At 39.3% G+C, this 19,409-nt stretch carries 13 protein-coding genes; 10 read left to right on the top strand and 3 right to left on the bottom strand.

All coding sequences use genetic code 11. From position 1 onward, the window contains the following. The first annotated feature begins 157 nt into the window (after positions 1-157). The 9 genes from AAOP42_RS10815 (at position 158) to AAOP42_RS10775 (ending at position 12,888) form a co-directional block, all read left to right on the top strand. Positions 158-1,300, top strand: coding sequence for a TolC family protein (locus tag AAOP42_RS10815; RefSeq protein WP_502947656.1), 1,143 nt, complete (start codon positions 158-160; stop codon positions 1,298-1,300). Then, on the top strand, positions 1,300-2,397 hold the full coding sequence (locus AAOP42_RS10810; RefSeq protein WP_349528524.1) for an efflux RND transporter periplasmic adaptor subunit: 1,098 nt from the start codon (positions 1,300-1,302) through the stop codon (positions 2,395-2,397). Before AAOP42_RS10815 ends, AAOP42_RS10810 begins: the two co-directional genes overlap by 1 nt. Further along, a complete protein-coding gene (locus AAOP42_RS10805; RefSeq protein WP_349528523.1) occupies positions 2,394-5,474 on the top strand; it encodes an efflux RND transporter permease subunit in 3,081 nt (1,026 codons plus the stop codon). The genes AAOP42_RS10810 and AAOP42_RS10805 overlap by 4 nt, the downstream gene beginning before the upstream one ends. A gap of 74 nt (positions 5,475-5,548) precedes the next feature. Next, positions 5,549-6,394 (top strand): DUF6268 family outer membrane beta-barrel protein, encoded by an 846-nt coding sequence (locus tag AAOP42_RS10800; RefSeq protein ID WP_349528522.1) that lies wholly within the window; start codon positions 5,549-5,551, stop codon positions 6,392-6,394. A gap of 47 nt (positions 6,395-6,441) precedes the next feature. Continuing rightward, positions 6,442-7,464 (top strand): S1C family serine protease, encoded by a 1,023-nt coding sequence (locus AAOP42_RS10795; protein WP_349528521.1) that lies wholly within the window; start codon positions 6,442-6,444, stop codon positions 7,462-7,464. Between the two features lie 1,012 nt (positions 7,465-8,476). Further along, on the top strand, positions 8,477-9,673 hold the full coding sequence (mblB, locus tag AAOP42_RS10790; RefSeq protein WP_349528520.1) for an anti-phage 6A-MBL system MBL-fold protein: 1,197 nt from the start codon (positions 8,477-8,479) through the stop codon (positions 9,671-9,673). Beyond that, on the top strand, positions 9,651-11,978 hold the full coding sequence (gene cap2-3, locus AAOP42_RS10785; protein WP_349528519.1) for an anti-phage 6A-MBL system cap2_3 protein: 2,328 nt from the start codon (positions 9,651-9,653) through the stop codon (positions 11,976-11,978). Before mblB ends, cap2-3 begins: the two co-directional genes overlap by 23 nt. A gap of 9 nt (positions 11,979-11,987) precedes the next feature. Beyond that, entirely contained in the window at positions 11,988-12,434 is a 447-nt protein-coding gene (locus AAOP42_RS10780) for a hypothetical protein (protein ID WP_349528518.1), read from the top strand. A 58-nt stretch (positions 12,435-12,492) separates the two neighbouring features. After that, a complete protein-coding gene (locus AAOP42_RS10775) occupies positions 12,493-12,888 on the top strand; it encodes a hypothetical protein (protein ID WP_349528517.1) in 396 nt (131 codons plus the stop codon). Between the two features lie 10 nt (positions 12,889-12,898). Here AAOP42_RS10775 and AAOP42_RS10770 read toward each other — a convergent pair whose 3' ends face one another. Both AAOP42_RS10770 and AAOP42_RS10765 read right to left on the bottom strand, forming a co-directional pair. After that, complete coding sequence (locus AAOP42_RS10770) at positions 12,899-13,225, bottom strand: hypothetical protein (protein ID WP_349528516.1); 327 nt, start codon at positions 13,223-13,225, stop codon at positions 12,899-12,901. 27 nt (positions 13,226-13,252) lie between these two features. Continuing rightward, entirely contained in the window at positions 13,253-13,696 is a 444-nt protein-coding gene (locus tag AAOP42_RS10765) for a hypothetical protein (protein WP_349528515.1), read from the bottom strand. A gap of 623 nt (positions 13,697-14,319) precedes the next feature. Between AAOP42_RS10765 and AAOP42_RS10760 the strand changes: the two genes are divergently transcribed. Then, positions 14,320-15,033, top strand: a complete 714-nt coding sequence (locus AAOP42_RS10760) for a hypothetical protein (protein WP_349528514.1) — start codon at positions 14,320-14,322, stop codon at positions 15,031-15,033. Between the two features lie 206 nt (positions 15,034-15,239). Here AAOP42_RS10760 and AAOP42_RS10755 read toward each other — a convergent pair whose 3' ends face one another. Continuing rightward, positions 15,240-19,334: a hybrid sensor histidine kinase/response regulator transcription factor gene (locus AAOP42_RS10755; RefSeq protein ID WP_349528513.1), complete on the bottom strand. Its 4,095-nt coding sequence runs from the start codon at positions 19,332-19,334 to the stop codon at positions 15,240-15,242. Between the last annotated feature and the right edge of the window lie 75 nt (positions 19,335-19,409).

Raw genomic sequence — 19,409 nt, 5'->3', positions numbered from 1 at the left:
TTGGTTGACTTCCCTGTCAAACACAGATTTACTGCCATCATTTTGAACTCCTTATCGAAGTGTCTTCTTTCTTGTTTCATCTTATGTAAATTTAGCTTAACGAGCTTAACTTACTGTCCTGTCAAATGTAGCAGTTCCAGGTCTCACCTTTACCCAGGTGATCTATTCGGAGCAAGCCATAGCTGCCATCAAGATTTCTAAGTACTTGGAACAAGCGCAGGAGCACAACACAGAAGCCGAAGTTTTGAGGGTTTTGTTTGATACGTACACAGCTTATTTAAATGTTTTGTCTGCCAAAACAAACGTACAAATACAGCGAGAAAACTTAGCAAACACACGAAAAAACAAGGAGCTGGCAGCTATTCGGGTAAACCTTGGATCATCCAATAACACAGACCTCTATCGATGGGAATCCGAATTGGCTTTTGCCAACCAATCGGTGATTGAGGCTCAAACTACGCTGCTAGCTGCGAAGCTTCAGTTGAACACGCTGGTTGCAAATAATTTAGAGCCGGACTATGATATTGAGGATATATCTCTGCAAGGCGATTTGTTTAGAACTTTTAGTCAGGGCCCACTGGCGGAGGTTGCGAAAACGCCACAAAGTCTGCGTGTTGTTTCAGATTTTTTAGTGATGGAAAGTCAACGACAAAATCCTAATAAGAAAGCACTTGTTGAGAATTTAAATGCTGCAAATCGTCAGCTAACACAAAGTAAACGATTGCTTTATATGCCCACAGTTGCATTACAGGCACAGACTTCTCAGGTTTTGGGCAGAAGTGGGGCTGGCTCTACATTGGATGCTTCCGCTATGGCATTAGGAGTGACTGAATTGCAGAACAATTCGTGGTTTGCAGGCATCTCACTGTCATTTCCAATTTTTGATGGGTTCAGTAGAAAGGCAGCTATTCAGCAATCTAAGATCAGCCTTGATCAATTAGATTATTCTCAAACGCTACTGGATCAAAATTTGGAATTAGGCGTTCGCGCTGGCGTATTGAATGTATTGAGTACAAGTACGAATATTCGATTTAGCCAGTCCGCATCAGAGAGTGCAAATAAAAACTTTGAACTGGTTCAGGAAAATTATAAGCAGGGCCAGGTAACGATTACTCAATTAATAGATGCGCAGCAGACAGCACTGCAAGCCGAACTAGCGGCTGCTTTTTCCATCTATGAGTATATCAAAGCTCATCTTCAATTAGAATTCAATGTGGGTTCCTTTATCATGCTGATGCCTGAAGATCAGGTTCAGGATTTTAATAATCGATTTCAACAATACTTAATTAATCAGAACTGATGAAAAAAATAAAAAATACATGCCTGGCATTTCTTTCACTAATCCTGCTCTATGGATGTGGGAATTCCGGTGAAGAAAAAAAGGCAGCACTGATCAAACCTATCAAATATGGGATAGTAGAATCAGTAGGAGGCCTAACAATAAGAACCTTTAATGGGATCACCCAGTCGGGTTCGGAGACGAACTTGAGTTTTCGTACCGGAGGACTAATTACCAATTTGGATGTTGCAGTAGGTCAACGTTTAAGGAAAGGGCAACTACTCGCACAGCTAGACCAAACGGATGCCTTGCTTGCATTTGAGCAGGCTCAATTGGATGTGGCGAACGCTAAAGTTCAGCTAGAAACCGCTTCTTCCAGTTTTGAACGGATCAAGCAACTTTATCAAACCAACAATGCCTCATTGAGCGATTACGAGAGGGCAAAGAGTTCTTTATCCAATGCGCAAGGCTCGTACGAAATATCTCTGAAGAGGCTGGATAAACAGCGCTCTCAACTTTCCTACACGACTATTACGGCTCCAATGTCTGGCATTGTCTCCTCGGTAAAGGTTGAAACCAATGAGGTAATAAGATCGGGGCAGACTATCCTTGTGATGAGTCGGGAAAATGCTGATGATATAGAAACACAGGTAGGTGTACCTGAAAAATACATTAGTCAGATAAAGCAGGGAAGCCCAACCAAAATCAGGATACCTACACTATCGAGCGACTTTGATGGGGTCATTGCTGAAGTAGGATACAGCTCTTCCGGAGGTACCTATCCGGTGATTACTTCTCTTACTAACCCAGTTGATGAAGTTCGCCCCGGAATGCCCGTTGAGGTTACGTTCACCTTTGGTGATGAGACTCAGGAGAGGCAGTTGCTAGTACCTGTAAAGGCCGTTGGAGAAGATGAAATTGGGCAATTTGTTTACATCCTAAGTCCGGTAGATGATGAAGTCTACATAGCGAAAAAAACGACAGTAGAAATCGGAAATCTCACTTCCGGAGGATTTATCGTAAGGTCTGGTTTGATGCAGGATCAAATTGTAGCTGTAGCTGGCTTAAGAACACTTTATGATGGAATGAAAGTCTCACTTATAAACCAACAGCTATGAACCTTACTGCTATTGCGATTAGAAATAATCGTGTTACCTATTTGCTATTAGGGATCATCATCATTCTTGGGATTGCGGGATATGCCTCATTACCAAGAAACAGTATGCCTCCTTTTACGATTCGAATAGCGAGTATTGTCACAGTTTTCCCCGGGGCAAGCCCCGAAAGAATGGAACTTTTGATTACTGATCCATTGGAGAAGGTGGTGCAGGAGATTCCAGAAGTAGATTATATCCAAAGCGAATCGAGAACAGGCATTTCCATTATCAAAGTTGCCCTGAAAGAGAACGTTGGCGAGTCGGAACTTAGACCCATTTGGGATCGCTTAAGAAGGAAAATTAACAATGTGAATGTCCCTTCAGGGGTTGCGAAGGGCCCGGACTTAAAGGACGAAGATTTGGGCATTACCTATGGAATAGCATTGGGCTTAAAAAATGATGGGTATGAACCCAAGGAGTTGGAGAAGTATGCGGATCAATTGAGGAATCAACTGATTCGATTGAGGGATGCAGCCAAAGTAGAACTTTCGGGGGTATCAGAACGTCGCGTTTTTATCGATTACAACGATGCAGAGCTGGCAAAAATCGAATTATCAGCCAATGAACTTAAGAATGCCATATCCAGCACGAATATCATCATCCCCGCTGGCCAGATTAGTGTCGGAGATGAGCGTGTCATTCTAGAGCCTTCTGGTAATTTTGAAACGATACAGGACATTCAGAATATGCTCATTCCGGTTGGAAGCGGAAGGGAATCCGTTTATTTAAAGGACATAGCAGAAGTCTATGAAGACTACATCTCTCCCAGAGAAACCATTGTAAGGATGAATGGACAATCAGCCATTGGCCTGCATATTTCCTTGAAAGAAGGAGCCAATATCATTCAATTAGGTGAAGAAGTTGACGAACTATTGACCAGCTTCAACCAAACGCTTCCGGTAGGTATCTCCGCAAAGCGACTTGCTTCACAGGATAATTCAGTAGCTAAAAGTGTCAGCGATTTTATTTCTAACCTCGTTCAAAGTATGGTCATTGTATTGGCCGTAATGCTCTTGTTCCTTGGTTTTAGAACAGGGGTTGTGGTGGCCAGTTTGATTCCTGCTGCCATTGTAATGTCACTGTTTTTGATGGGTGTTTTTGACATTGGCCTCAACCAGGTTTCATTGGCCGCACTGATCATGGCCTTAGGAATGTTGGTAGACAATGCCATCGTGATGGCTGAATCCATGATGGTAAAAATGGAAAGAGGAGATAAGGCATTTGATGCTGCTGTTTCTTCCAGTAAAGAGTTGATGGTGCCCTTGCTTACCAGTTCACTGACTACCTCTGCAGCGTTCTTGTCCTTTTTCATAGCCGACTCCATTATGGGGGAGATCATGGGGCCTCTGTTTTCAGTGATCACTATTACCCTCATTTCTTCATGGCTTATGGCATTGACCATTGTGCCGATGCTGGCTATTGTATTCATTAAGATCAAACGGAATGGCACACAGCAAAAGCCCGGTTTCTTTGACAAGCTCAATGGATATTACAGGCAAATCATCGTTTGGTCATTGGCCAGACCTGTGATGATTTTGTCAGCTGTTTTTGGTTGTTTGGCACTTTCACTGTTAGGTATGGGTAAACTAGGTTTTGTATTCATGCCGGACAGTGAGCGTAACCTGGTGACTGTTGATATTGTCTTACCCACAGGCACAAGTTTGGAAACGACCGATTCGCAAGTCTCACTGATAGAAAGATATTTATCGGACAGCCTGCTCATCAATAACGAAAGATCTTGTGGCGTGCAGAACTGGTGTTCCTTCATAGGCGAGGGTCCCAAGTCTTATGATTTAGGTTATCAGCCTGACCAAAAACAGACGAACTACGCACATTTGTTGGTCAATACCACTTCCGGTGATGACAACCAGTCAGTCATCAATCAGATCAATCAGTTTGCTTTTAACAATCTTCCGGATGCCAAGATCACAGTGAAAAGACTAACAAGTGGTGGTGGTGCCAATGTTCCCATTCAAATCAGGATTAGTGGGCCTGATGCAGAAAAGTTAACCAGGATCGCTGCTGAAACCAAGGGTCAGCTACGAACTATCATCGGGACCAGCAATGTAGATGACGATTGGGGGCCAAAAATCAAGAAGGTTTACGTTGATATCAATCCATCTAAGCTTAGTTACAATGGATTGACCAATCAGGATGTTGCGCTATCTTCCTACACCACTTTGTCTGGCTATACGGTCGGAGAATACCGTGACGAGGAGGACAACATTCCCATATCCATGCGAACGGAAGGAAGCCTTGCGGTAGCCTATGAAGACCTGGAAGGACTGAATATCTACAGTCAAATGACTGGTAAGACTGTACCAATGGCACAGGTTGCCGACATCAGCATAGATTGGCAGTTGGCCAAAATTATCAGGAGGGATTTGAATCGAACCATTACAGTAGAATCTCAGCTACAAGCTGGATTCACTGCCGCTGAGATCACCACTCAAATATCAAAGTGGTTAAATGAAAAGCAAGATGCATTGGGGAGTGATTATACTTTTGAATTCGGCGGGGAGTCCGAAGCAAGCGGTGATGCAATGGGTGCTGTCATGGCTAAACTGCCCATTTCAATTTTCATTATCATCCTGCTTCTCGTAATGCAATTTAACTCCGTGAGGAAAAGTAGTATCGTATTGCTTGCCGTTCCTTTCGGGATCATTGGTGTCGTGGGTGGACTGCTTATCACTGGAACCAATTTGAGTTTCACCGGATTCCTGGGCATCATTTCACTGTCCGGTATTGTGATCAATAACGCGATCGTACTCATTGACCGGATTCAATTGGAGTTGGACGAACATCAAAGAAATGCATACGATGCTATATTATCTGCTGCACAGGAAAGATTTCGTCCCATCCTGCTTACCACCTTTACCACTTCGCTGGGTTTAATTCCTTTGTGGCTCGGTGGTGGTGAAATGTGGGAACCACTTGCCATTGGTATCATCTTCGGATTACTTTTTGCCACCGTGATCACACTGCTATTGGTTCCGGTGCTCTATCGATTGTTTTACAAAGTTTCTCTACCAAAATGAATATCATGACACTTTCTTATAGACTGCTTTTAAACATACTTTGTGGGCTGCTCTTGCTAATCAGCACACCCTTAATGTCACAGGATTTTCAACTGGCAGGGTTCAGTTTTACCAGACTTCCAGGCGCTGAGGTAATGAATTCTCCGCTGAATCAGGAAGTCGAAGTAAATGAGTATAATTTCTTTCTGAACCTTCCCAAGCAACTTAAAAATGAGAAGACGGTTTTGATCAATGGACTCCAGTATCGGTTAGTGACTCCTATTGTAGATAATGACCTCAACCTAGGAGTGGATGGGAAAAACCTGCATCTTCTCGGCTATCGTCTGACAGTTTTGCATCAGTTAGCGAATGACTGGAAGATATTGCTCTCGCTAAATCCAACCCTATCCTCTACATTCAATACGTCACTTGAAGGAGATGATTTTCTTATGAACGGGGCTTTACTTTTTATTAAAGAAAAGTCTGATCGGTTCTCGTACGGAGGGGGCATTGCCTACCTATCCAGTTTTGGTGAGCCCCGTTTTATTCCAACACTTCAATTGACCCTCAGCTCGGAAAAAAGTAAGCTTTATGTACTCTTGCCACGCCGCATCAACTATGATCACTACTTTGGGAAATTCACAGCCGGACTGAAAGCAGAAGCGAGTGGTTCGCGCTATAATGTCAATTATACAAGAACGACCGCACTCAATGATACCGAGCTGATAGATATGCTCGTCTACTCTCGTATTGTGCTTGGACCTTCTCTGAAATATCGTGTTGGTCAGTTCATAGAATTGGAAGCTTCCGGTGGGATTGCCGTTGCGCGAAGAATGGAACTACAAGGTGATCAAATTAAAGATGCGAACTACGACACTGCGAATGGATCATTTTTCAGTTTTGGCATTTCCATTGTTCCTCCCCAAAAAATTAAAAGGTAGTGGATATTTTAAGGATTTTTCGTTCTCGCGCCTCTAACTTCAAAATCATGAAACATCTCCTCATAGTGGTAGTACTTTCACTGCCTAGCGTAATATTCGGTCAAACATTGAGCAAACTCTACAAAAAGGTAAGCCCGAGTGTGGTTGTGATTGAAACGAAAGAAAAGATAGAGAATATTAACGGTCAGGTTAGTTATATGGGTTCACAAGGATCGGGAGTCCTTATTTCTGATCAGGGCGAGATACTAACCGCTGCTCACGTGGTGAACAATGCAGAGAATATCACCGTGATTTTTCACGATGGGCAAAAATTCCCGGCAAAAATTGTTCGACTTGCTACCGTAGCTGATGTTGCCCTTATTAAACTTATTCATTTCAGTAACAATTATCCCCCTGTGGAATTAGGAGATTCAGATCGAGTCGATGTTGGGGATGATATATTTATCATAGGAGCACCATTTGGCATAGAATACTCCCTTTCTAAAGGCATAATCAGTGGAAAAAGCGTTGAAAAGACGCGAATGGAAGGGTTTACGTTTGCTGAGTTTTTCCAAACAGACGCTGCTATTAATCACGGGAATTCTGGCGGGCCTATGTTCAATATGAAAGGAGAAGTTATTGGACTTGTCAGCTCTATTGTTAGTGAGTCTGGTGGGTTTGATGGAATAGGTTTTGCCGCTACGATCAATGTAACCAAACAATTGGTAGTCGAAAGTGATAGAAGACGGTGGACAGGGATAAATGGAGTTTTGGTAGATCGGGAATTAGCTCGATTACTCAATGTTCCACAGGCGGGTGGCATACTCATTCAAAGTGTAGTGGCATTGTCTCCTGCCTATATGGCTGATCTGAATGGTGGAAATGTTCCATTTTACCGAAATGATGAGGAAATCAGTATCGGAGGAGATATTATTTTGGCAGTAAATGATATACCCATTGTCTCCGAGGAAAACATCATAGCGTTTTTCAAATCCATCTACCTCATGGAAAAAGAAGAGCGGAGTTCTTTCAAACTAAAGATTCTGAGAGGAGGAAAAGTAAAGGAAGTTATAATGAGATTTCCTGATTAATTAATGGGTATGACTAAATATAGCCGAACGAAAAGTTATCCTAGCCGGACGCCCCTAATCATTGGGGACCTTACAGATACCAACCTCATAGCGCATGAAGCGAAATGTGTAAAGAAACAAACCGCCCCACCAATGACATGAGATACAATAGGAGGGCTGGCGGTGTACTACCACAAATAACCATCCACGAAGAAACCAAAAGCGAAAACGCCTGTGAACTATGCAACGATACTCCATAATAGTAAATATTAAAGAATCCCCTAAAAAGCAGAGGTACATTTGGAAAATCAAAGTAGATTTAGGGGTGAGGCGTTCAATTCGAAGGGTGATGCCCTAAATGCAATATAATTTTCTTTCAATATTTATATCTCATATTGTGAGATAATCAACTTCAATTCGTTAACTTCGATTTCCATCAATTTATAAGGGATTGAGCAGAATAAATAATCAGCATAGCTGACCACAAATCCCTTTAGTTGTTATATAATGTCCTGCGTTATGTTAATATAGCTTCGGTTCAGGGGCGGGATTAATAGTTTAGGGTTTGGCCTATTTCATCAATTAAAAGCAATCACATCATTTCTTAGTATTAACGAGCACTCTTTTGCCACTCCTCTCGAATGAGGAATTACCATGCCGCAGTGAGAGATGCTGGACAGGAGGGAAGGAGAGTGGCAAATGTGTGCGGAATATCGAGCATGGGTTTTACCTTCATTGTATGACAAAAACCAAATCTTGAAGCAAACATGACAGTTATATTGCGCCGTTATGTCAGGCTGTCAGTTAAAACTATAATTATTGAAGGAATTAATATTGAATTACTAATATTATTAGTTACAAACCTAGACTGGCACGCCTGTTGGTCATTTGCATCTTAATAAAAATTTTAGAAAGTCCGTAAATGACTGGTTTTTAAGAAGCTGCAAAGATAAAAGAATCTATTTAATTCCAAAATTTTCACCGCCTCTATTGCCATCATATAGGATTAACATAAACGTAAATACTAATATAAATGGCAAAACAACAATTGAAATTCTATCCCGTAGGTAATGGTGATAACACATTAATTTCACTAACAGACAAAACAACAATTCTTATTGACTGCAACATACGTGAAGGAGAAGAGACCGAGCAAGGAAACAAAATTTATCCTGTCAAAAGTGATTTACTTGATAGTATCCAAAGTAATGGTGATGACAACCCATTCGTAGACTTAATGATTTTGACCCACCCAGATGAAGATCATTGCAGAGGATTTGAAAAGAATTTTTATAATGGAAAATCTCCTGAGAATTATGCAAAAGCAAATAAGGATAATGAGGAAATAATCGTCAATGAACTTTGGTGTACTTCGATGTTATTTAACAATGCAACAAATAATGACGCTAAGGCTTTGAAAAAAGAGGCAGAAAGAAGACGAAAGCTTTGGGAAGAAGACAAGCCGGAAAAGAATGATGATGGAAACAGAATTAGGATGATTGGATATGACGAAGATTCAAAATATGAAAACATTCCGTCATCAATTCCAGGAGAAATTATAGATCTCAAAATGATAAATGGGAACTCAACAGGCAATTTTGAAATGTTCGTTCATGGCCCATTTAAGAAATCTTTAATAGATGCCAATGCGAAGGATGACAAAAATTTCAGTAGCATTATAATGCAGGCTCGATTTAAAATAAATAAAAATGATTTGAACTGGGCTTGTCTTTACTTGTTTGGAGGAGACGCTGACCATTATAGATGGGCGGAGGTAATAAGCAAAAGTAAGAGCCATGATAATGAGGATAAACTTGAATGGGATTTATTTCTTTCACCCCATCATTGTTCTTGGACATTTTTTAATGATGTTCCGTATGATGCTAAAGAGGAAAATAAGACACCTAAAAAGACCTCACTTGAACTTCTTGATTATCGCCAGGGATCCGGCAAAATAATAGGTTCTTGTAAAGTTGTAAGAAGCACAGATAAAAATCCACCTCACCCTGAAGCCAAGAAAGAGTATCAAAAGAAGCTAGAAAAGAATTCAGATTTTATTGAGCTATCAAAAGAACCAAGCGAGAAAGAACCAAAGCCTTATGTCTTTGAAGTTTCCCCACAGGGACCGGTAAAAAAAGGAATTAGCGAAGGTGCAGCAGCTGCAGCACTAGGAGGAAGTTCTTCAGCAGTAAACCAAAAATCTGAATATGGCTCGAAGTTTACATACTGATAATCTAATTGAATCAAATGCCCCACTAAACCAAGATCTTACTGCCGATTTAGATTTGCTCCGTTTATTCCTCGGTAAGAGAAAATTAAGCATTCTTGAAAAAGATGAAAATCATGTGGTCGTACCTCTGGAATTAACAGTTAACCTTCCTCCCAGGGGAACCTATAATTCTGTTGACATAAGATCTAAAGAAAATGTCCAAATAGTATTTCATAAGACAAAATATCCAAAAGTTGCTCCAAGAGTTTACTCTGATCGAAAGAGTTTTCCAAAAGAGGGAATCTCACATTTATATGTTTCTGGCGAGGGAAAACCTGCACCATTTTGTTTAGTTCGTGGTAACTATGAAGAGTGGTATGCTTCCAAAAATATAACTGACTTAGTAATACGCACACAAAACTGGCTTTGTGATGCGGCGAATGGATCATTGGTCGAGGATGGTGGACAATTTGATCCAATGAGGCTGGAGGGCTATAGAGGAAATATGGTATATGACCATGATAAGTTGAACGAATTAGTCTCCAACAATAAGGTATTCGAGAACTCAAAGAATTTTGCCCTTTTACTGATTAGGGAAAATGAAAAATCTGAAAAAACTGAAGAGTATGTTAAGTATCCAAAGTATCAAGTAGTTGAAACAATTGATTCTTTGGATAATTTGAAAAGCAATATCCAACCTATTCTTGAAAAAATTCTGCAAAACTCTTTGGGAATAGGAATTAAAAGGATCTTGCTTGGAGCAGTTGTTTGGGATGATGAACTGCGAACTAACAATCAATTTCCTCGTTACTTGCCAAAAAACTTAAATAGTCTGATTGATTTTTGTGAGGAATATGAAATTGACCTACGGCCTGTTATTCATATACTGCCTAATCTATTGCTAGGTGGCATAAAAGAATTTCCAATCATAGTAGGAGTCAAAAGACCAAAGCCAATTATTGGATATACAGGAGAGGTAGAGTTTTTTAATTTTTACCTAACATTCGGTGATAATGACATTGTTGATAATGAAATAAAAAATAGTGTGAGAGTTGGATTCCAATCTCATAATCAACCACTGAGTATCAGGAAGGCAAAGCAGGTATCTGGAAACGAAAAGTCATTAAATAGCAATGTAATCTTTGGGTGTGGAGCAATTGGGTCTAAGGTTGTAACTCACTTAATACGCGATGGGCTCGTGGATCAACCAATGTTACTTTTCGATAAGGATAAGATCGAACCACATAATCTTGTAAGGCATGGATTGCTAAGTGAATCAGTCGGACAAAATAAAGCTATTGCTTTGCAGAATGCAGCAAAAGCCATTTTCGATTCAGAAACTTCTAATTTGAAAATTATCGGTATTCCTAGAAATGGTGATGCCTTTTTTGAATTAGAAAAGTATACTGAAATTCTTGGGAGCGTAAATTGGATTTTGGATTTTACAGCATCGACATCATTCGAAAACTATTTCATTAAACGTCAAATTCAGTCTACCAACAGGGTTTGTAAAAGTTTTATTACAGATCAGGGTAATCTTGGAGTGCAATTATTTGAAGGTCTTGAGAGAAATCCTAGAGTTGATGATTTGAAAGTTCTTCTCCAATCGGAATATCAAAATGATACTGATATCTCTTCTTGGTTAAGAAGAGAACAAAAGATGAGTAAAGATGAAAGCCTTCTAGTTAATGTGGGAGTTGGATGTAATTCGGAAACAACTATTATATCAGATGATTTGATATCGCTTCATTCGTCAATTTTCGTTCGTTCAATAAAAGCACAGACTAATATTAAACCTAAAAAAGAGGGAACAATAAGGTTAACAAAAGTGAACACCTCAAAAGATGATTTTAACATAAGAACAAAGACAATAATTGTAAACCCACTGACGGTAATAAAAGATGCGAAAACCGGTTGGGAAATTAGAATCAAAGCAGGGGTTGAAGAAATGCTGATGTCTGAAATGGGAAAAGCAATGCCCAATGAAACTGGCGGGGTTTTTATAGGCATGATTAATAATAAGACGAAATGTATTTACATCACTGACGTGATCTTACCTCCCCCAGATAGTGAAGCTAATTCTGGATGTTTTATTCGAGGAATTGAAGGGTTGAAGGAAGAGGTCGACTTACACAAAAAGCAGTCTGGCCAAACTTTTGGATATATAGGTGAGTGGCATTCACATCCCCATGGCCCACTAGGACCGAGTAATAAAGACATCAGTACAATGCAACGGTTCAAAAAAGATTATATTAAAGAGCAAATTTTTATGCCTGTTTTAGTAGTGATTGTAACTCCAATTGGACTCATACCTTGTTTACATTAATGCGATAATATGAAAACAATAATTGCATATCTTATTTTCATAATAATATCAATAGGTATGATATTTATTATGCCTGAATTAGTGGAGATGCCCATATGGTACATGAAAAAAGTGCTATTCGTTAATAGTGCATTGATTGGATCCCTTGGAGGAGTTCTTTATTGCCTAAGGGCTGTTTACTTGAATAAAAGCGTCCATAAAAGGTGGGATGAAGACTGGATCGTTTGGTATTATCTCAGACCTTTAACAAGCCTATTAAGTGGACTTGTTAGTTCTATATTTCTTAAAGCCGGACTACTTACACTAGATGCTGTTGAAGGAGGATCAACATTCGGCTATTTGGCCGTTGCATTTATAGCGGGCTATAACGTTGATAATTTCTTGAAGAAGATCGAAGATGTTGCTAAAACCGTGTGGGGCATTGATAAATCAAGAGTTGGAAATGATAAGGACTGATTATGAATGGTCTCAGTTACGTCCACTTTCGAAGCTAGATCAGCTAGCAGAGATCATTATGAAAACAGTTTTCTTACTCTCTGAAAATCATCATGTTACCCAAAGTTATGTGGAGCATAAAGGAGTGAATTTTCGGGTTTTGAACAGAGTAGGGGAGTCAGAGTATGATATTCTCTGTCGTCAGATTAATATCGAGAAAACAAACTATGCTTTTGTCTCTAAATCTGATCTTGAAGGAGGTTTAAGAGATGATCTTTGGATTGGTCTGGTTCTGTTTGTTGATGGTGAAAAGCCAAGCAAGTATCTGTTTCCGTCTACAGTTTGGAATGAACCAAGTCAGCTGTTTACTGATTCAGCTATTAAGAGTCCTGAGTATGGAATCAACTTGAACAGAGAAACTATTCATTTCTTGAATGAACAATATTCTTTTGAAAATCAAGCACACAAACTCTGACCAAGAAGAACTAGCTTGTGTATTTTTCTAGATTTAAACTAATATTTAAGTCATCCAGTATTTTCTCCAATGTTCCATGAAGTTGAACACTTTGAATTTCATACATTATACAATGGACGCTAAATGATCTTGGATTGAATGTGAGTGCTAGATTTTCTTCGTTTTCTCCAGACAAATAATCGTTTTTGAAGTATGATTCTAAAAAATCATTGAAATTATTATCATACTGAGGAGTTACGATTACTTTTTGAATGGTAGATCCTTTTTTTGTATTCATTCCTTCGATAAATCGAAAATCGTTTCGAATTTTAATAGCTTGTTCTAGTGTCAATTCCATATTAAATTTCTATAAACCATAAAGTGACTATTTCTCCTTATAAATAAACATATAAGATTTACTGAGTACAGGATCATTATACAATATTTGAATGCCTTTCAAACCATTACCTTCTAAAAAAGTAATTGACACAATGTTTCTGTCTATATCCGCACCAGCATAAATTTGACCTGTTTGCCAAAAATCACTATCATTCGATAGGTTTACATATTCTGGTGTTGTTGACGGATTGAAAATAAAATTTTTATCTAAAAACGTTGCTTTGATCACAATATTTTTCCACCCATCGTATGTGTCCGTCTGGTACTCCATGACTCCATCTGGATACATCGTGATGTTATTTCTTAATTTTTCAGCGTCAAAATTGTAAACGTCATAATAAATAAAATTATCTCGTTCCTGAGCAAAGGTCGAATCAGATAAAAATAGAAGCACAATTATTATGAAAGATTTCAGACTTATTTTTTTCATTGATGGTTTTGGTTTGTGGAGATACAATTTATAGTATTTAATTGATATTGAAGGATCAAGTAATTTATTATTATGGCGCTGGCTTGGCAAAATCCCGGGCGTGGGCTGGCTGGTGCGTTGGGCAGGTGATTATTTTGCCTAGATTTTTTGTTTACTTTTTTATCCCCGCCTGACGGACGGGCAGGAATGAAAAAAGTAAAAGCCCAGCGTCTGCCTGCCCTTTAGGCAGGGCTTGAGCGATTAAGCGAACACAGATGAAAGACAGATGACCTGTGAGCAATTCTGCCAGTAACGAGGAGATTGCCACGTCACCAATGCTCCGCAAAGGTTCCTCGCAATGACGTGCTACTTGTGGGCTTGTGCTGTGAGCCAAACAAAGCGCTGACCTGCAAGTGTTTTACAGGCAAATTCCTAATGGCTGAGAATAGCGTACTGCCTGCAGGCAGGCAGGTTTGAAAATGATCTGGACAATTCCCCGAATAACGAAACGTTCGTATTATGGGAAATCCCTATGATTGTTATATAATTAATATTATGTTAAATATAATATTTAAAGAGGCCCTCCTGTGCATAATTAAGATAGATTTAGTATCTTCTCCTATCATTAATAAAAACTCACAGATATGGATAATTTGAATAACACATGGCTCACTGACAACCTCATAGATTTTGAATACAAGAAATACATATTGCTGGCCTACCTCCAAAATGTGGAAAACAAATTCAAATCCAATGAGCTTTATCCTCAACTATCAGATTTGATTCTTCACTACAACAATCTCAACAACCTGAAGAACAACAAAGAATTGATGTTCGAACAATTTCCCAAACAACTTACCGGACTGGATATTCAAAAGCTCAAACTGACTTACAAACAAATAATTCAAGACGATGAGCTGATGCATGAGATTAGTGAAATTATTAACTTTTCCATGCCTCAGATGGAAAAGACAATCAACGACGGACAGGAAATATATGAGCTTGTAGAGCAACATATAGAATTGGATACTGTGGGTTTGATTCCATTGTACAATAAGGAAGGTTATATTCTGCTCTCTCAAGACTCGAAAAAAGAGCTTCTCATTTACCGCTATACTATTTCCTTATTTCAGCATCATGAAGAACAATTTCGTTCTATCAATACTACTTATATATCCAGCGAAATAAAAAGCATCTCAAATACTCTTCAATCCATCAAGCTGGGGCTGGTAAAAAGATTTAAAGAGCTTCCCAATCCTGCCACCTATCTCATTACCAGTAAAATGTGCGTTCCTGTAGAGGAAACGTTGCTCCCTGTAGCCAAACGATTGTTTATGCGTACAGTGGATTTTACCTGATGAATTGCGACATGTCTTTCTAAGTTGCGTAGTGTTTTTTTAAGAGACACTTCGCTGCGCTCAGTGTGACAAGGCGGCAGATGAGAAATAATCTTTTTTTAGCTGTAAAAGCAGATTTTATGCTCAAATGCCCCTTGTCATCCTGAACGCCCGCCTGCGCAGGCGAGGCAGGAAGTGAAGGATATCAAAAAGACACGTATTTCTTATTAAGCTTTCACCTTTCCCTTAAACTCTCTCGGTGAACACCCAAACTGCTGACTGAAACAACGGGAAAAATACTTTGGATTGCCAAATCCCACTTTGTAGCTGATTTCAGAAATGGACAACCCACTTTCTTTCAAGAGTAATGCAGCTCGCTTCAATCGCAAATCTCTGATGCACTCATTCGGCCCCAGTCCGGTAATGGCTTTTACCTTTCTGTATAACTGAGGAACACTGGATCCTATTTCTCTGGCCAGTTGCTCAACAGTAAACGAACTGTCAGCCAAATGTAAATCAACAGTATTCAATACATCCTGTATAAATTTTTCGTCAACTGGAGTAATGGTAATTCCCGAAGGTTCTACCTGAATAGATTTGCTGTATTTGTCTTGCAACAACTTTCTGCTTTTAATTAAGTTAGCAATCGTAACTTTCAGTAATTCAGGAGAAAAAGGTTTGGTAAGATAAGCATCAGCTCCGGTTTTCAATCCTTGCAATTTTTCTTCATCCTGTCCTTTTGCCGTTAACATTACTACCGGAATGTGGCTCGTTTCCAAATCTGATTTAATCTTTGTACAAAACTCTATTCCATCCATTTCAGGCATCATCAAATCTGTAATCACCAGTTCAGGGTATTTGTCTGACAATAGCTCCAGAGCCTGTTTTCCATTATAAGCCTGTATGATCTGATATGTATCCGAAAACTGCATAGCGATGTAGTTATTCATTTCAGGATCGTCTTCTGTGATCAGCAACAGTGGCAATTGTTTACCATTGGATTTGTCTTTTCTGTCGCTGACCAGCACTTTTTTTCTTTTTGTAGTACGATTCAGCTCTATGTACTTCGGTGGTGTATTGCCTGACTTTGTGGGAATGTCGAAACTGACAAAGAAAGAAGTTCCGGATGACTCTTCTGATACTACCCTGACCTGGCCTTGCATCAGTGAAGTCAGCTCTTTTACCAATGCCAGGCCTATGCCTGTTCCTTTTTGAATCGTATTGTTTTGGTCATTTTCTGTATAAAACAGGTTGAAGATCTGATCTATTTTATCTTTTGGAATCCCCGATCCGGTATCACGTACTTCTATCTGTAGCTGCTTATTTTCCGGTAAAGTAAACAGCACCTCTACCCTTCCTTCTTTTGGTGTGTGCTTGAAAGCATTGGTCAACAAATTGAATATAATACTTTCTAACTTTTCATTGTCCAATGAAACCATCAGACTAGACAGCTCCGATTGAAAAATAAAATTAACTTCATTTTTATTGGCCAATTCCCCAAACAACTGACACACCTTCTGAATAGCATCCACTACATCAATCAATTCGTTTTTGACGGGCATCTGGCTCAAACTCACCTTTCTGTAGTCCAAAAGCTGATTGGTTAGCCTCATCAGTCTTTCTGTGTTAGATTTTATCAATGCGGCGTATTCTTTGTTTTTTGGAGAAAGCTGATCAGAATTGAGCATGTTTTCCACAGGGGCTTTTATCAGTGTCAGTGGGGTTTTGATCTCGTGGGAAACGTTGGTAAAAAACTCCAGTTTAATTTGCTGCAACCTCTCTTCCTTTTCTCTTTCTATTTTCTTTCTGAAATTGTCTTTCTCTTCCTGCCTTTTTGCCTGTCTGTATTGTCTGATTTTAAATACTACAAAAGCAAATAACACGGAAAATAGTGTGTAACTCCACCACGTCCTCCACCATGGAGGATTGATTATGATAGTTATTTTTGCAGGCTCCCCGACATTGGAATGATGAACTGATTTTACGCTAAAGATGTAACGTCCAGGACTGAGGTTAGAATAGGTAATGTGTTGTTCGCCCACATTGGTATTGTTCCATTGCTTATCTATTCCCGACAGGTTGTAAGCATACCTGATGGGGTCATTGAGTGAAAAAGATAAGCCCGAAAAAAAGATGGAGATAATTTCATCGTCATAGTCAAATACAACAGGCTTTGGCTGCCGTGTATTTAATTGATAGATTTCACTTTCCGGTATCCTTTTTTCTCCTGCAAAAATCTCTGTAATCAATACTTTAGGTAGCATTTCATCAAGCAAGACACTGTCAGGATGAAAACCATAAAAACCATTGCGACTGCCAAAGTACATGCTGCCATCACTGCCCTTAGACGAACCCTCCGTAAAGCTGTTACTGATTCTTCCTTCAGTCATTCTAAAATTCGTGAACTTGTTTTTATCCGGTTCATAAGCAAATAATCCATTTTCCCAAGTACCTAACCACAATCTGCCATGCCGGTCAATTTGAATGCTTTCCACTTGCCTGGGTGATGTACCAGCTCCACCCGTACAATACGTGAATTTTTCCGTATCAGGGTCAAATGAGAACAAACCGTCAACAGTTCCTACCCAAAGCTTTCCTGAAGGAGTCACTGCCAGATCAAGAATATTTAGCAATGGAACCTCGTTATCATGTATTGAAGAATACTTATATTCTTTACTTTCGTTCAATGACGGATTCCAGGACACCAACCCATTATTGTTTGTTCCCATCCAGATAATACCTCTGGTCACATCTTCATCTAATGCACGGATTACAAAGTTTTCAAATTTTATTTCAAAGCTTTTGGAATCAGGCAACAATAGGTTTAATCCTTTGTCTGTACCTGCCCAGACCCGGTCTTTGCTATCCACCAACATAGAACGGATGATATTGTTGCTCAAGGAGTTTTTCTGGGTACTATTGTGCTGATACCTGACAAACTTTGGTCTATCCTTATATTTTTCTTCTTTGGATAAAAAATTTATTCCCCCTCCGTTGGTACCTAACCAGAGATTTTCTTTTGAGTCTTCCTTGACAGGAAATACCCGGGAAAAACTTATGCTGGTACTATCATTCTCTATCGGGAAAAAACGCCTGTATTGTGGTTTTTCTTTACTTGATTCATGAGGTGTGAGATGGTGTAGCCCCCCACCCCATGTACCAATCCAAAGGCTTCCATCTTTAGTGATTCCGGGATAACTTACATCTCTATTAGCCAATGTGTTATCTACATAAGTATTCTGGGCATAATATTTAAAAACCTCTTTTTTAAGCTGGATTTTAAGCAGCCCGTTATTTTGCGTTCCTATCCACAATATTCCCGATATGTCAACAAACAAGGAACGAATAATATAGTCTGTAAGACTGTTAAATACATCAGCAGTTTTTAGGTATTGATGTTGTCGGCCTGCAGTATGGTAATTGATAATTGTACTCTGCGACAATTCTGTTTTTTGTCTAATCAGATTGATTCCCCTGTCATTAGTACCGACCCACACATTACCAACCTGATCGAGTGCTATACCAGTCACCTGATTGCTACTCAATGTAGATTTATCGTTTTCCTGATGCCTGAAATTTGTCAACCCTGTAGAATCCATTGCAAAAAGGCCTTGATTCCATACCCCCATCCATGTGCTGTGCGATTTTTTGTCATGGATAATATATTGAAAGTTCTGCCCTGTCAGCATTTTTTCACATTCAATAGTACCTGAATTACTTTCCACTGTTGAAGACTTTATACTATAAAGTGCTTTTTTATTAGAGGCAAGAATTATCTGATCTTTGTCAGTCTCTACGATTTGGGTGATAGTTTTTCCTATGTTATTGCCCAGATGTGTGAGTTGTATACTTTGGAAGTATTGATCTGACACTTTTTTTCTAAACACTCCCTGATCCGTAGCTATCCAAATACTACTGTCATTGGTTTGAAATACATCTGATACATTGTTTCCATATGCTGTATTTTCAGATTCAGAAGGAAATTGATTTAATTGATGGGTTTGAAGATTCAATTGATAGAGCCCTGCTCCCATTGTTGCGATCCAAAGCCGTTGAGCATCTCCAATAATTTTGATGGTAGGATACGTTTCCAACTCATTGCCTTTTATTGGAAACTGTTTAAAACTGTGTCCATCGTATCTGGTGATCCCGTTGTGGGTTCCAATCCACATAAATCCCATTTGATCCTGATAAAAACAATAGACTGAGTTATCAGGCAATCCATGATCTACTGTAAGATTTTGTATGTCCGCAGTGTATTGTTGACCAAATACAGCATAAGTGTATGTCAGGATCAATCCAGCTATCAACAATCTCATCATACTAGTATTGAAAACATTCTATCTTCAAAAGTGATGATTTAAGAGTTGAATTTCCAATAAAAATGATAAATGATT

Source organism: Reichenbachiella sp. MALMAid0571, assembly GCF_040151475.1.
Classification (GTDB): Bacteria; Bacteroidota; Bacteroidia; order Cytophagales; family Cyclobacteriaceae; genus CAXBNB01.
This window is presented reverse-complemented; position numbering and strand designations above follow the sequence as displayed.

Coding starts and splice junctions, on each gene's coding strand:
- AAOP42_RS10810 (WP_349528524.1), top strand. CDS start 1,300: ATGAAAAAAATAAAAAATACATGCCTGGCATTTCTTTCACTAATCCTG.
- AAOP42_RS10805 (WP_349528523.1), top strand. CDS start 2,394: ATGAACCTTACTGCTATTGCGATTAGAAATAATCGTGTTACCTATTTG.
- AAOP42_RS10800 (WP_349528522.1), top strand. CDS start 5,549: ATGTCACAGGATTTTCAACTGGCAGGGTTCAGTTTTACCAGACTTCCA.
- AAOP42_RS10795 (WP_349528521.1), top strand. CDS start 6,442: ATGAAACATCTCCTCATAGTGGTAGTACTTTCACTGCCTAGCGTAATA.
- mblB (WP_349528520.1), top strand. CDS start 8,477: ATGGCAAAACAACAATTGAAATTCTATCCCGTAGGTAATGGTGATAAC.
- cap2-3 (WP_349528519.1), top strand. CDS start 9,651: ATGGCTCGAAGTTTACATACTGATAATCTAATTGAATCAAATGCCCCA.
- AAOP42_RS10780 (WP_349528518.1), top strand. CDS start 11,988: ATGAAAACAATAATTGCATATCTTATTTTCATAATAATATCAATAGGT.
- AAOP42_RS10775 (WP_349528517.1), top strand. CDS start 12,493: ATGAAAACAGTTTTCTTACTCTCTGAAAATCATCATGTTACCCAAAGT.
- AAOP42_RS10770 (WP_349528516.1), bottom strand. CDS start 13,225: ATGGAATTGACACTAGAACAAGCTATTAAAATTCGAAACGATTTTCGA.
- AAOP42_RS10765 (WP_349528515.1), bottom strand. CDS start 13,696: ATGAAAAAAATAAGTCTGAAATCTTTCATAATAATTGTGCTTCTATTT.
- AAOP42_RS10760 (WP_349528514.1), top strand. CDS start 14,320: ATGGATAATTTGAATAACACATGGCTCACTGACAACCTCATAGATTTT.
- AAOP42_RS10755 (WP_349528513.1), bottom strand. CDS start 19,334: ATGATGAGATTGTTGATAGCTGGATTGATCCTGACATACACTTATGCT.